Source organism: Bacillus weihaiensis, assembly GCF_001889165.1.
GTDB lineage: Bacteria > Bacillota > Bacilli > Bacillales > Bacillaceae > Metabacillus > Metabacillus weihaiensis.
Window position 1 is genome coordinate 4,071,437 of sequence record NZ_CP016020.1, and the last position, 13,564, is coordinate 4,085,000.

11 protein-coding genes are annotated in these 13,564 nt (G+C 37.3%); all 11 read right to left on the reverse strand.

All coding sequences use genetic code 11. From position 1 onward, the window contains the following. Positions 1 to 127 precede the first annotated feature (127 nt). The 11 genes from gltX to A9C19_RS19775 all read right to left on the reverse strand — a co-directional run bounded on the left by gltX (position 128) and on the right by A9C19_RS19775 (position 12,855). Entirely contained in the window at positions 128 to 1,585 is a 1,458-nt protein-coding gene (gltX, locus tag A9C19_RS19725; protein ID WP_072581482.1) for a glutamate--tRNA ligase, read from the reverse strand. 176 nt (positions 1,586 to 1,761) lie between these two features. Further along, positions 1,762 to 2,238: a 2-C-methyl-D-erythritol 2,4-cyclodiphosphate synthase gene (ispF, locus tag A9C19_RS19730; RefSeq protein WP_072581483.1), complete on the reverse strand. Its 477-nt coding sequence runs from the start codon at positions 2,236 to 2,238 to the stop codon at positions 1,762 to 1,764. Positions 2,239 to 2,369: 131 nt separating this feature from the next. Next, positions 2,370 to 3,044: a 2-C-methyl-D-erythritol 4-phosphate cytidylyltransferase gene (gene ispD / locus A9C19_RS19735; RefSeq protein WP_072581484.1), complete on the reverse strand. Its 675-nt coding sequence runs from the start codon at positions 3,042 to 3,044 to the stop codon at positions 2,370 to 2,372. A gap of 173 nt (positions 3,045 to 3,217) precedes the next feature. Next, entirely contained in the window at positions 3,218 to 4,312 is a 1,095-nt protein-coding gene (locus A9C19_RS19740) for a PIN/TRAM domain-containing protein (protein WP_072581485.1), read from the reverse strand. Positions 4,313 to 4,496: 184 nt separating this feature from the next. Further along, positions 4,497 to 5,576, reverse strand: a complete 1,080-nt coding sequence (gene disA, locus A9C19_RS19745) for a DNA integrity scanning diadenylate cyclase DisA (protein ID WP_072581960.1) — start codon at positions 5,574 to 5,576, stop codon at positions 4,497 to 4,499. Positions 5,577 to 5,583: 7 nt separating this feature from the next. Next, positions 5,584 to 6,957, reverse strand: a complete 1,374-nt coding sequence (gene radA, locus A9C19_RS19750; RefSeq protein ID WP_072581486.1) for a DNA repair protein RadA — start codon at positions 6,955 to 6,957, stop codon at positions 5,584 to 5,586. A gap of 513 nt (positions 6,958 to 7,470) precedes the next feature. Then, positions 7,471 to 9,912: an ATP-dependent protease ATP-binding subunit ClpC gene (gene clpC / locus A9C19_RS19755; RefSeq protein WP_072581487.1), complete on the reverse strand. Its 2,442-nt coding sequence runs from the start codon at positions 9,910 to 9,912 to the stop codon at positions 7,471 to 7,473. After that, positions 9,909 to 11,006 carry a protein-arginine kinase McsB gene (locus A9C19_RS19760; RefSeq protein WP_072581488.1) on the reverse strand — a complete coding sequence of 366 codons (1,098 nt, stop codon included), beginning with the start codon at positions 11,004 to 11,006 and terminating at the stop codon, positions 9,909 to 9,911. The genes clpC and A9C19_RS19760 overlap by 4 nt, the downstream gene beginning before the upstream one ends. Before the next feature lie 2 nt (positions 11,007 to 11,008). Then, positions 11,009 to 11,560: a protein-arginine kinase activator protein McsA gene (locus tag A9C19_RS19765; protein ID WP_072581489.1), complete on the reverse strand. Its 552-nt coding sequence runs from the start codon at positions 11,558 to 11,560 to the stop codon at positions 11,009 to 11,011. Positions 11,561 to 11,575: 15 nt separating this feature from the next. Further along, positions 11,576 to 12,037, reverse strand: a complete 462-nt coding sequence (locus tag A9C19_RS19770; RefSeq protein ID WP_072581490.1) for a CtsR family transcriptional regulator — start codon at positions 12,035 to 12,037, stop codon at positions 11,576 to 11,578. A gap of 125 nt (positions 12,038 to 12,162) precedes the next feature. Continuing rightward, the gene (locus A9C19_RS19775; protein ID WP_083584521.1) at positions 12,163 to 12,855 is read right to left on the reverse strand and encodes an MgtC/SapB family protein; all 693 of its coding nucleotides are present in this window, start codon (positions 12,853 to 12,855) and stop codon (positions 12,163 to 12,165) included. Positions 12,856 to 13,564 lie beyond the last annotated feature (709 nt).

The window sequence follows — 13,564 nt, forward strand, 5'->3', positions numbered from 1 at the left end:
AGCATTATTTCTCATAAACCTCTCTCAGCCAATTGAAGGTTCTCTCTGGAAAGGAAACAAGGCTTTACTCTCCTTATCAACGCTTTAACAATGTTTAACCTTACTATATTACATTTCAGAGAAAATGTTAACTGATAATCCCTGTTAATCGTGAAATAACTGTTTGTTGTCCTAAGACAGCAATTGATTTAGGTAAATCCGGACCATGCGTTTGCCCTGTGATCGCTACACGAATTGGCATAAAGAGGTTTTTCCCCTTTTGACCTGTTGCCTTTTGAACAGCTTTAATGCTTGCTTTCAATTGATCAGCTGAGAAATCCTCCAGTTGTTTAACTTCCTGCAGAAATGCTTTTAACACATCAGGAACCTGCTCACCTTCTAATACTTCCTTTGCTTCCCGATTATAGCTAATCTCTTCTTTGAAAAATAACTCTGTCAATTCAACAATTTCTGCTCCATAGCTCATCTGTTCTTGGTAAAGAGCAATAAGCTGATGAATTCGTTCTGTTTCTTCTTCTGTCATATTTTCCGATACTTTTCCCGCTTTAACTAAATGAGGTAATGCTAACGATATTACTTGATCAACTTCAAGCTGCTTAATATATTGGTTATTCATCCACGCTAATTTTTGTGTATCAAATACAGCAGGAGATTTGGAGAGTCTATTCGCATCAAAGATTTCAATTAATTTCTCTTTCGGGAAAACCTCTTCTTCTCCACCCGGAGACCAACCTAACAGCGTAATGAAATTAAATAATGCATCCGGTAAATATCCTAATGCTTCATATTGTTCAATAAATTGAATAATAGATTCATCACGTTTACTTAATTTTTTACGATTTTCGTTTACGATTAAGGTCATATGTCCGAATACAGGAATGTCCCACCCAAATGCTTCATAAATCATGATTTGCTTCGGTGTATTTGAGATATGGTCTTCTCCACGTAACACATGGGAAATCTTCATCAAATGATCATCAACCGCTACAGCAAAGTTATAAGTTGGTGTCCCATCTTTCTTTACTATAACGAAGTCACCCATCCCCTCAGATTCAAAGGAGATATCACCTTTTACCATATCATTGAAACGAAAAACCTTATTTGCTGGTACTCTAAAACGAATACTCGGCTTTAGTCCTTGTGCTTCTAATTCTGCTTGCTCTTCAACCGTAAGATGTGCATGCTTTCCAGAATATTGAGGTGTCTCTCCGCGTGCAATTTGCTCTTCACGCTCTTTTTCTAACTCATCCTCGGTACAATAGCACTTGTAAGCAAGACCTTTTTCAAGCAGCTCTTCATAAAGCTCTTTATAGATTTCCGTTCTCTCTGATTGACGATAAGGACCATAATCCCCTCCAACATCAATACTTTCATCCCAATCAATCCCAAGCCATTTCAAATACTTTAATTGACTCTCTTCTCCACCTTCTATATTTCGCTTTTTATCAGTATCTTCAATACGGATAATAAATTTACCGCCTTGATTTTTAGCAAAAAGATAATTAAATAATGCCGTTCTCGCATTCCCTATATGTAAATGTCCAGTTGGACTTGGTGCATAACGTACCCTTACTTCATTTGTCATCGTTTTACCTCCATTAAGCCTATTCATCTATTATAAAAATAGTTTCTACTCGCTTTTTTACCATTACATCTTTCTTTTATTCTCCATAACATAAGATCTCTCTATATGTACCTTAGTCATACATCTTTTATACGTTGTTTATTTTACACCAAAAGTCTTAAGACACAAAATGATTCTTAACGCTTTTGAATTAATACGGTCGCTTGGGACGCAATTCCTTCCTGTCTACCTGTAAATCCTAATTTCTCAGTTGTCGTCGCCTTTACATTGACTTGCGAGACATCAGCCTCGAGTAATTCCGCTATTCGCTCCCTCATCTTTTCAATATAAGGTGCCATCTTAGGCTGCTGGGCAATAATTGTACAATCTATATTTCCTAGTTCATAGCCTCTTGCCTTTACCAGCTCCCAAACATGCGTTAAAAGTTTAGCCGAGTCAGCATCTTTAAAGTCTGGATCTGTATCAGGAAAGTGTTTCCCAATATCCCCTTCTGCAATAGCACCTAAGCATGCGTCTGCCACAGTGTGAAGTAATACATCCGCATCAGAGTGACCTAACAACCCTTTTTCGTATGGAATTTCAATGCCTCCTATTATTAAAGGTCGACCTTCTACTAATTGATGAACATCATATCCTTGTCCAATTCTAATCATGATGCACTTCCTCATTTCTATTTATTTGGTGGTTATTTCATAAGCTGTGCTGCCTTCTATAGAGCTTTCCCTCTACCTCAATGTATCCTGTTAGTCTCAATCTATCCTAGATTTAGATCGCTAGCCTTTACTTATCTCCGCAAGATTGCTTCAGCAATAAACAAATCCTCTGGCGTTGTTACCTTTATATTCGTATAGTCTCCTAACACAATTGATACATGTTGATCCGATTTTTCTAAGAGGCTAGCATCGTCTGTCCCAAGAAAATTCTGCTGTAATGCACGCTCATGTGCCCTTAGAATGATATCTACATGAAAAGCCTGAGGTGTCTGAATGCTAAATAACTGTGACCTATTTAATGTTTTTTCCACAACTCCATCTTCCACCTGCGTAATGGTATCCTTTACAGGCACTGCTAATGTAGCTGCACCCGTCTTAGTTGTGGTCTTTACGAGCTCCTCTATACATTGATGTGACACAAAAGGTCTTGCCCCGTCATGCACCAAAACTAAATGGTCTTTACTTGCTACCTTTAATCCATTGTATACACTATACTGTCTTTCCGAACCACCAGTAACGATATGTTTCACCTTCGTTACTTTATACTTCTTTAGCAGTTCTTGAAAGTCATCGACTTCCGCCTCATTAATCACGAGAATAACGCCAACACAATAGGAGTGTTTCTCGAACACCCTCAATGTATGAATAATAAGAGGAATTTGATTTAATTCAATAAACTGCTTATTCTTTCCCGCTTTCATTCGCTTCCCCTGCCCTGCAGCAGGTATAACGACTTGATAATTCATTGGAGTGACTCCTTTACCATTTCATATAACACCATAATAAAAGATTCCTCCGATTATGTAAAACAAGGCCCATAAAACACATATTCCTACGTTTTATGGGCCTCTTATTAATCTATTTGTATAAACTTTATCGGTGTTTTGTTTTCTCTATAATTTCTAGGTAAAAAAACCTCTTATAAAGCTTTTTCTAACAGCTTAGGCTTGGCAAAAATCATTCGCCCAGCCGATGTTTGAAGAACGCTTGTAACTAGCACATCAATATGCTTCCCAATGTAATTTCTACCTTCTTCAACGACAATCATTGTCCCGTCATCTAAATACGCCACACCTTGATTATGTTCCTTACCATCCTTAATCACCTGAACATTCATTTCTTCCCCAGGTAGGACAACAGGCTTCACAGCATTTGCAAGATCATTAATATTTAAGACATGGACCTTTTGTAATTCACAGACTTTATTGAGGTTGAAATCATTTGTTACAACAACGCCAGAAGTGAGCTTAGCTAGTTTAACTAGCTTACTGTCTACTTCCTGAATATCTTCAAAATCTCCTTCATAAATCTCAACATTAATAGATAATTCCTTTTGAATACGATTTAAAATATCCAGACCGCGACGTCCTCTATTTCGCTTTAACACATCTGAAGAATCGGCAATATGCTGTAATTCTTCTAAGACGAATTGGGGAATTACAATGGTTCCTTCTAGAAAACCCGTTTGACAAATGTCAGCTATTCTTCCATCTATAATGACACTCGTATCTAAAATCTTTAGCTTTTTATCTTCAACCTCTTGTTCTTCCTCAGCTACTTTTTTCTTACCGATTTTATTTTGGGCGGTAAAAAGATTAACTAGCTCATCCCTTTTCTTAAAGCCAATTTGGAACCCGAGATAACCAAGTAAAAGGGTTAGGAAAAAAGGAATAATCGTGTTAAAGACCTGATATTGAATATCCTTTAAAGGAATAACGATAAGAAAAGCAATTATAAGACCGAATATTAATCCTAAACTTCCAAATAATACATCTGTAACAGGTGCTTTTACGACTGCCTCTTCTAAAACCTTTATCCAATTTACCACATAATCAACTAACCAAAATGTTGCAACAAAAAAGATGATTGCACCCAGGACTGCTAGTGTATACGGTGTATCAATAAAAGGTATGTTTTGCATATTTAGTAGTTCTAATAATTTTGGCATGAACAAAATTCCTAACATGCCGCCAATACTAAGGAATAATAATTGAATAATGCGTTTTATTAACATACCTTCACCTCCCTCATAGGTTATTACTACTTTATCCTACTTTTCTTTCTAGTGATATAAAAAAATAAAACTGTAAATAGATTGACACAAGGTTGTAACGAAACCTGTAAGATAAAAACAATTCTAATATACCCTAATTCCCTTGAACTAAAACCTATTTTCGGCAAAATTTCACGGAAAGTTCTTATATATTCTTATCGATTTGAAGCTGTTCCTTTAATCTTTTTAATCCCTCTTTAATCTTTCTAGCCCGTACTTCACCTATCCCTTCTACCTCATCTAACTGTTCTACGGATGCCTGTAGAATAAGTTTCAGGTTTTTATAGGTTGTCACTAAATTTTCAATAATTATAGATGGAAGTCTAGGGATTTTATTTAGAATTCGGTATCCTCTCGATATAACAGGGCTGTCTATATTTGTATACGTTGAATAGCCCAATAATCGAAAGAGCACAGTATCCTCCAACAGTTCAAAGCTAGATAGATCCTGAAGCTGTTTAATAATTGGATATGGATCCATGATTTTAGTATTCGCATAGTCTTTTATTAATAATGCCGCTTCTTCTTCAAGCCCTGTCAGAAGCTCTGCAAGCTGTAACCGAATAAGGTGTCCTTCTGCTCCTAATTCATTCACATAGTCATTTATCTCATCCTTGATTCTTAAAACCATTTCAAAGCGGTGCAATACCTGTAACACCTCTTTATAAGTCACAAGCTCTTCTAACTCTAAAGCACCTAATGTTCGAATGGATTGATCCAAAACCAGCTTATATTTTTCTAGTGTCTGAATCGCTTGATTTGCTTTTGTAAGGATGACACCTATATCTCTTAAAGCATACCTCAATTCACCATGATAGAGCGTAATGACATTTCTGCGTTGTGAGATGGCAATAACCAAGTTACCTGTCTGCTTTGCCACTCGTTCAGCTGTCCTATGCCTCATTCCTGTCTCTGACGAATAAATCCCGGATTCAGGAACCAACTGCGCATTGGCGAACAAGATCTCATCTCCTGCATCACTTAAAATAATAGCTCCATCCATTTTTGCTAATTCATATAAATGTGCAGAGGAAAAGGGACATTGAATCGAAAACCCACCATCAATCACTTCCTTTACCTTTTTGTTATGTCCAACAACAATTAGTCCACCTGTTTTAGCACGAAGGACATTTTCAATCCCCTCTCTAATTGGAGTACCAGGTGCAACAAATTGCAGGATTTCATTTAAGGTCTTTTCTCCAGTAGGATTCTCGATGTCCGTCATTTCCAACTTAACCCCCTAATGTTTTATATAGGGCCTCTGCTACGTTTTTTACGCCAACGATTTCAATATCTTTAGGTGCGTTCCATCCTCCAATATTCGCTTCTGGAATGATTGCCCTTTTAAATCCTAATTTCGCCGCTTCTGTCACTCGCTGTTCAATTCGAGAAACTCTTCTGACCTCTCCTGTTAATCCAACTTCCCCAATAATGACATCTGTTGGCTTCGGAGGTGCGTCTTTAAAGCTTGATGCAATACTAACAGCAACGGCTAAATCAATGGCAGGTTCATCTAACTTCACACCACCTGCTACTTTCAAATAAGCATCTTGATTTTGTAAAAGTAGACCTACTCTCTTTTCTAAAACAGCCATCAGCAAAGGAACCCGATTGTGATCGATCCCTGTTGCCATCCTCCTTGGATTACCGAAGCTAGTTGGTGATATAAGAGCTTGAATCTCAACTAAAACGGGCCTCGTACCTTCCATCGATGCAACAACAGTGGAGCCAGATGCTCCTTTTGAGCGCTCTTCAAGGAAGATTTCCGAAGGATTTTGTACCTCTTCTAAGCCCACTTCCTTCATTTCAAAAATGCCCATTTCATTTGTAGAGCCAAATCGATTTTTAACAGCTCGTAATATTCGGTAGGTATGATGTCTTTCTCCTTCAAAATATAATACCGTATCAACCATATGTTCTAACAAACGCGGTCCTGCAATTGACCCTTCCTTCGTTACATGGCCAACGATAAAAACAGCAATCCCTTTTGTTTTAGCAATTCTCATTAATTCTGCCGTCGACTCCCTCACTTGTGATACACTCCCTGGTGCAGAACTAATCTCACTATGAAAGACGGTTTGTATAGAATCCACAACAACAAATGATGGTTGTGTTTCTTCAATTGCTTTAGAAATAAAGCTTAAATCTGTCTCTGAAAGAACTAATAATTTATCTGACTTTACACCTAAACGGTCAGCGCGTAGTTTAGTTTGTTTAACAGATTCTTCTCCCGAAATATAAAGGACATCGTGATGATTATCAGCTAATTGAGAAGATACCTGTAAAAGCAAGGTTGATTTACCTATTCCGGGGTCTCCACCAATTAATACTAATGACCCTTTGACGATCCCACTACCTAGTACGCGATTAAATTCTTTCATATTCGTGTATATTCTTGGCTCTTGGGTTGTTTCGATCTTAGTAATAGGGGAAGGCTTTTGTACGGTTTGAGTAGAATGGGCGAAAACTGCTCGTCGAGGTGTGGCTTGCTTTAGAACCTCTTCAGTCATGGTATTCCATTCACCACATCCTGGGCATTTACCCATCCACTTTGCAGATTCATACCCACAGGATTGACATATAAATTTCACCTTAGATTTTGCCATGAAAATTAATCCTCTCTTAATAGATTACCAGGTGGCCAAGCTAAATATGTTATAAACATATTCTATAGCCTATATTAGTCCAAATTGCTTAAGAAAAGCATATGCACCTTATCTTCATTCTGACAAGCATTGGTAGACCCTTAAAGAACAAAAACGCAGAGTGCCTCGTTCAGCCTAGGGTAAGTAAGACGATTTCAGTAGAATGTATTCTTTGCCTTCCATTCTAAATTAGCTTATGACCTCACGATAAGTAAATTTAGCTTCTCCCAGTTTCTCAATATGGCTATTTTCGCATAAATTTTTTCGGAGTTGCCCCCTTGGTAAAAGGTTTTTCTCTCTGTAAAAGGAGCAACTCTTTTCTTTCTTACTTACCTTGGCATTACGTTTGAATGACAACTATTTTCTTTGAAACGATTACTAAATAGCAACAAAATCCAAGAAAAAGAGCCTTCAATATAAAGAAAGCGAGGCATACGTTATGGTGCATGCCTCAGCTGTCTTCTTATATATAATTTAGTTTACCGCTTCCGTTGCCGTTGTTTTAACAACAAACTCATTATTTTCAACATCTAATACAATCTTTTGACCTTTGTGGATATTTCCTCTTAATAATTCCTCTGACAAACGATCCTCTACATTCTTCTGAATAGATCGACGTAAAGGTCTCGCTCCGTATTCTAAGTCTACGCCTTCTTCTGCAATTTTTTCAATAGCAGCTGCAGTAAGCTCAAGAGATAAATCCTGCTCCTTTAGACGTTTTGTTAGTTGATCTGCCATAAGAGAAACAATTTCTTTTAAGTGTTTTTTCTCTAATGAATGGAAAACAATGATTTCGTCAATACGATTGATAAATTCAGGTCTGAATGCTCGTTTTAGCTCATCCATTACTTTACCTTTCATATCCTTATAATTTTGCGTTTCATCTTGAACATTAAATCCAACAAACTTATTGCGTTTTAGCTCACTTGCTCCAACGTTAGATGTCATAATTAAAATCGTATTTCTAAAGTCAACTGTTCTACCTTTAGAATCTGTTAATCGCCCATCCTCCAAGACTTGTAGGAGAATATTAAATACATCTGGATGTGCTTTTTCAATTTCATCTAAAAGAACAACAGAATATGGCTTTCTACGGACTTTTTCTGTTAATTGTCCACCTTCATCATACCCTACATAACCAGGAGGTGATCCAACTAATCTAGAAGTAGAGTGCTTCTCCATATACTCAGACATATCAATGCGGATCATAGCATCCTCATCCCCGAAAATGGATTCCGCTAATGCTCTAGCAAGCTCTGTTTTACCTACACCCGTAGGTCCCAAAAACACAAATGAACCAATAGGACGTTTAGGGTCCTTCAATCCAGCACGTGCACGTCTTACAGCTTTAGCAACAGCAACTACAGCTTCTTCTTGACCTACCACTCTTGAGTGAAGAAGTGACTCCATATTTAGGAGTTTATCTGTTTCTGTTTGAGCTAATCTTGAAACAGGTACACCCGTCCAGTTAGAAACAACAATTGCTATGTCCTCTAATGTTACCTCAGTATTTTCTTGCCCTTGTTTTTCTTTCCATGTTTTCTTTGTTTCTTCTAGTTGTTCACGTAAACGCTGCTCTGTGTCACGTAAAGACGCTGCTTTTTCAAACTCTTGACTCTGGACAGAAGCGTCCTTTTCTTTACGAATTTCCTCAAGCTTTTGCTCAAGTTCTTTTAAATTCGGTGGTGTTGTAAATGAACGTAATCTTACCTTTGATCCCGCTTCATCAATTAAATCAATTGCTTTATCTGGTAAAAAACGATCTGAAATGTATCGATCTGATAATTTAACAGCAGCATCAATTGCTTCGTCAGTAATTGACACTCTGTGATGCGCTTCATAACGGTCTCTTAACCCTTTAAGGATTTGAATACTTTCGTCTACTGACGGCTCATCTACTTGAATTGGTTGGAAACGACGCTCAAGCGCAGCATCTTTTTCAATGTATTTTCGATACTCATCAAGAGTAGTAGCACCTATACATTGAAGCTCTCCTCTTGCTAATGAAGGTTTTAAAATATTAGATGCATCAATTGCACCCTCAGCTCCACCTGCTCCAATCAGTGTGTGCAACTCATCGATAAATAGAATGATGTTACCGGCTTGACGAATTTCATCCATCACTTTTTTAAGTCGATCCTCAAACTCCCCGCGATATTTTGTACCAGCAACTACAGTACCCATATCTAGTGTCATGACACGCTTATCACGAAGAATTTCTGGCACTTCATTTTGGACAATTTGTTGCGCCAAGCCTTCTGCGATTGCTGTTTTACCTACTCCAGGCTCACCAATTAATACAGGGTTGTTTTTCGTACGACGACTAAGGACTTCGATTACACGTTGAATCTCCTTGCTTCTTCCAATAACAGGATCTAAACTACCTTCTCTTGCGATCGCTGTTAGATCACGAGCAAGGCTATCTAATGTAGGAGTGTTTGCATTTGTCATGCTCCCACCTTGATGATTAGCAGAAGATTCATTACTTCCTAGTAATTGAAGGACCTGCTGTCTTGCTTTATTTAAACTCACACCTAAATTATTAAGTACACGAGCAGCCACACCTTCACCCTCGCGAATTAAACCTAAAAGAATATGTTCTGTTCCTACATAAGAATGACCTAGTTTTCGTGCCTCATCCATGGACAACTCAATTACTTTTTTCGCTCTTGGTGTATAGTGAATGGTTTGGGAAGCATCTTGCCCTCTCCCAATTAGCCCTTCCACTTCCTTTTGAATTTTTTCAGGACCTAATCCTAAGGCTACTAACGCTTTCGCTGCAATACCTTCTCCTTCACTTACAAGTCCTAATAAAATATGTTCTGTTCCTATATTGTTATGTCCAAGTCGAACAGCTTCTTCTTGTGCTAATGCAAGTACTTTTTGTGCACGCTCTGTAAATCTTCCAAACATCATAATCCATCATCCTCCATCCGTTGATTACGTTCCATTTCTAGTTTAAGACGCTCTCTAATTAATGCAGCACGGCGAATATCTCTTTCATTTGGACGTAAAGAACCTCCAAAGTATTGCTGTAGAAAGCCTGGTTGGGTTAAAATCATTAACTCATTTAAGATATTTCTAGAAATATCCTTGATAATACCTAAATCAATGCCTAATCGAACGTCTGATAAACACTTTGCTGTTTCATTCGATTCAATAATTCGACTATATGCTAACGTCCCATAGGAACGATAAACACGATCCTCTACTTGCACATGAGATGATTGATAGAGTGCCTCTCTAGTTGTGCGCTCTTGTGTAATTAATTGCTGAACAACACTCAGTAAATCCTCAACAATATCTTCCTCTGACTTACCTAAAGTGATTTGATTAGAAATTTGAAAAAGGTTTCCTATAGCTTCGCTGCCTTCACCATAAATTCCTCTAACAACTAAACCTAATTGATTAATAGCTGGAATAATTCGATTGATTCTCTGCGTTAAGACCAATGCAGGTAAATGCATCATAACAGATGCTCTTAACCCTGTTCCTACATTTGTTGGACAGCTTGTTAAATACCCTTTTTGCTCATCAAATGCATAGTCAACCTCTTCTTCTATCCAATCGTCAAGGGAACTTGCCGTTGCGAGCGCTTCTTCTAGCTGAAGACCAGGATACAAGCATTGAATTCGTATATGATCTTCTTCATTGATCATAATACTTACTTCTTCATTCTCAGATAGGAGACATCCACCAAATACGGAATGGTCTGCTAAGTTAGGACTGATCAAATGCTTCTCTACTAGCACTCGCTTTTGAATAGGCTGTAGGTCATTCATTTTCACTAATTCTAATTGGCCTAAATTTTTGAATGTCTTATTTGCATATGTTGTTTCAAAGAATTCTAGAACTCCTTTAGCTTCATCATCTGAAGCTAAGGTAGGAAACTTATATTGCTCCATATTACGAGCTAATCGGATGCGACTACTTAGAACAATATCTGAATCAGGTCCATCCTGACTCATCCAAGCACTCATCGCTTTATTCATGAAATTTTGGAGTGACACGCTTATAATCCCTCCTCATCAATACTACTTATTTTTTTCTCTAACGACCTTATCTCATCTCTTACCTTTGCCGCTTGTTCAAATTCTTCCTGCTCGATAAATTGATGGATTTGTTTTTTTAATTCCTCAATTTTTTTTCGAAGCTGAATATTCCCACCAATTCTTTTAGGAACCTTACCGGAGTGAGTCGTATTTCCACCATGAACTCGACGAAGGACTGGAACGATATACTCTTTAAAAGACTGGTAACAATTTGAACACCCAAACCTACCAACTTTCTTGAACTGTTGGAGGGTCATTTTGCATTGAGAGCAATGAGGAATTTCCTCCCCTTTAAAAACATTAGGTTCTTCCGCCTTCGAAAATGCATGATCCATATTTAGAAGACCGGTCAATAAATTATTTAACGAAAAACCCGTATTTCCATTAAACATAAAGAGCTCACTATTTTCTTTTGCACAATGCTCACAAATATGAACTTCTGTTTTTTCACCATTAATCACTTTTGTAAAGTGAAACGTTGCCGGTCTTTCTTTGCATTCCTGGCAAATCATCCGTCTCCCCTACCTTTACTTATATTTCAAAGAAGTTAACATGGCTTTAACCATTCTTGCTCTTAGCTCATCACGATGTGGTAACTCAATATATAAAACCGAACGATCAATGACACTAAGCATCAGCTTTGCTTCTCTAGGAGAAATCACTTCCTCTGAGACTAATCGACTAACAATATCCTCTGCTGATGCTTGAGGTAGCCTTTGACCTATTAAATGTATGATTTGATCAAGAAGGTGCGCCTGATTGTTAGCCTGTACTTTAATGATGCGAATGTATCCACCACCACCACGCTTACTCTCAACTACATATCCTCTCTCAATCGTAAATCTCGTATTGATAACATAGTTAATCTGTGAAGGAACACACTGAAATTTATCGGCAATCTCACTGCGTTTTATTTCAACTATTTCTCTCCCACTATCATCAAGCACTGTTTTCAAGTACTGTTCAATAATGTCCGAAATATTCCTCACTCATCCTCCCCCTCACTGACTTTGACTATATTTGACTATAACATAACTATAAATCCTTCATCTCATTTTTTCAACTTTTCTGTTTCATAATAAATATTGCCAAAATGGAGGATTGTAAAACCTATTTAAAATATTTTTTCTACTTCTTGAATGTCAACCATAATTCTCTCTAGCTTTTGATGATCGTTTGAAAGAACGTTTATATCTAATTGATAATAAAAAATGGCTTGACCCTCTCGATCCTTTCTACAAGAGCTCAATACTATTCTATTCACTTGAACATCTATGGATGAGAGCTTTTTTACAACCTCATCTATTGAAGTTCTTTTTGACTGAATCATAACCTTCATTTTTTTTCTAAATTTCTCTTTAGACATATACTTTTCAAGCCTATTAAGGAAAATTAATGATAAAAGTACAATTATCGTGGTAAAGCAGGCTAAACCATACAATCCTGCCCCAATGACTAGTCCTAAGCCAGCAACGATCCAAATAGATGCAGCAGTCGTTAAACCACGCACAGTTGCCCCTTTTACTAAAATGGTACCTCCCCCTAAAAAACCAATTCCACTAATCACGTATGATGGAATTCTAGCTGGATCAAATTGGACATGCTGTGCATCTTTCATATAATCCTCAAAACCAAATAGTGAGAGAACCATCATTAAACAGGATCCTACCCCCACTAATAAATGTGTTCGAAAACCAGCTGGATGATTCTTAACCTCTCGTTCTAATCCGATAAATCCACACAAAACTGCTGCAATCACAATCCTACTAAACATTGTCATTGTATTTTCATTCAATAATTCACCCATCATGTCATATCCCCTATATAAAAATTAAGTGTGTTAATGTTTTTCCTTGAAAGCCTTTTATTGTTTAAATGAAATATGGTAGCTTACTTCATACGAAATGCCATGGTATATATGAAAGCTTCTCTCCCTCTGTCCAAGAAGAAAAACTGATACCCTCGGAAAAGCTCAACGTTTGGTTTTTTTCTAAAAGTAAGAAATCTATATCCATAAACAGTCTTATTTATATATATACGCAACACTCATGAATGAAACACAAATATTTGTCTTAGATTTAAAAATCGTAGACGACGGAAAATGATTGTGACCATTTCTATTCATCAAGGTATTGCAGGATACTGCTACTATTCTCATAATAAGAGCATTAGTAGAGATAAGAGCATTTATATTAAATCACAGCTTTGAATTGGTCTATAGCCTAGTTTTTATGATTTATTCTTATCTTGATATTTCACCTTTTACCTTCAAGTTTTTTTATACTCCCCATGTTTTTCTAACAAATATCTACAAATTTCTATAGCTATACCTATTTATACGTATAAAAAAAAGACCAGTATCTTGTTCTGATCTTTCTCTCATCTTACCTGGCAACGTCCTACTCTCACGGGAAACCCCCAACTACCATCGGTATACCGGCTCGCGATAAGCGGCGAATCTCTTCGTCAGCTTGTTCGTTCAGATCCTCATGTGCCAAGCCCGCACATTCCGGTCT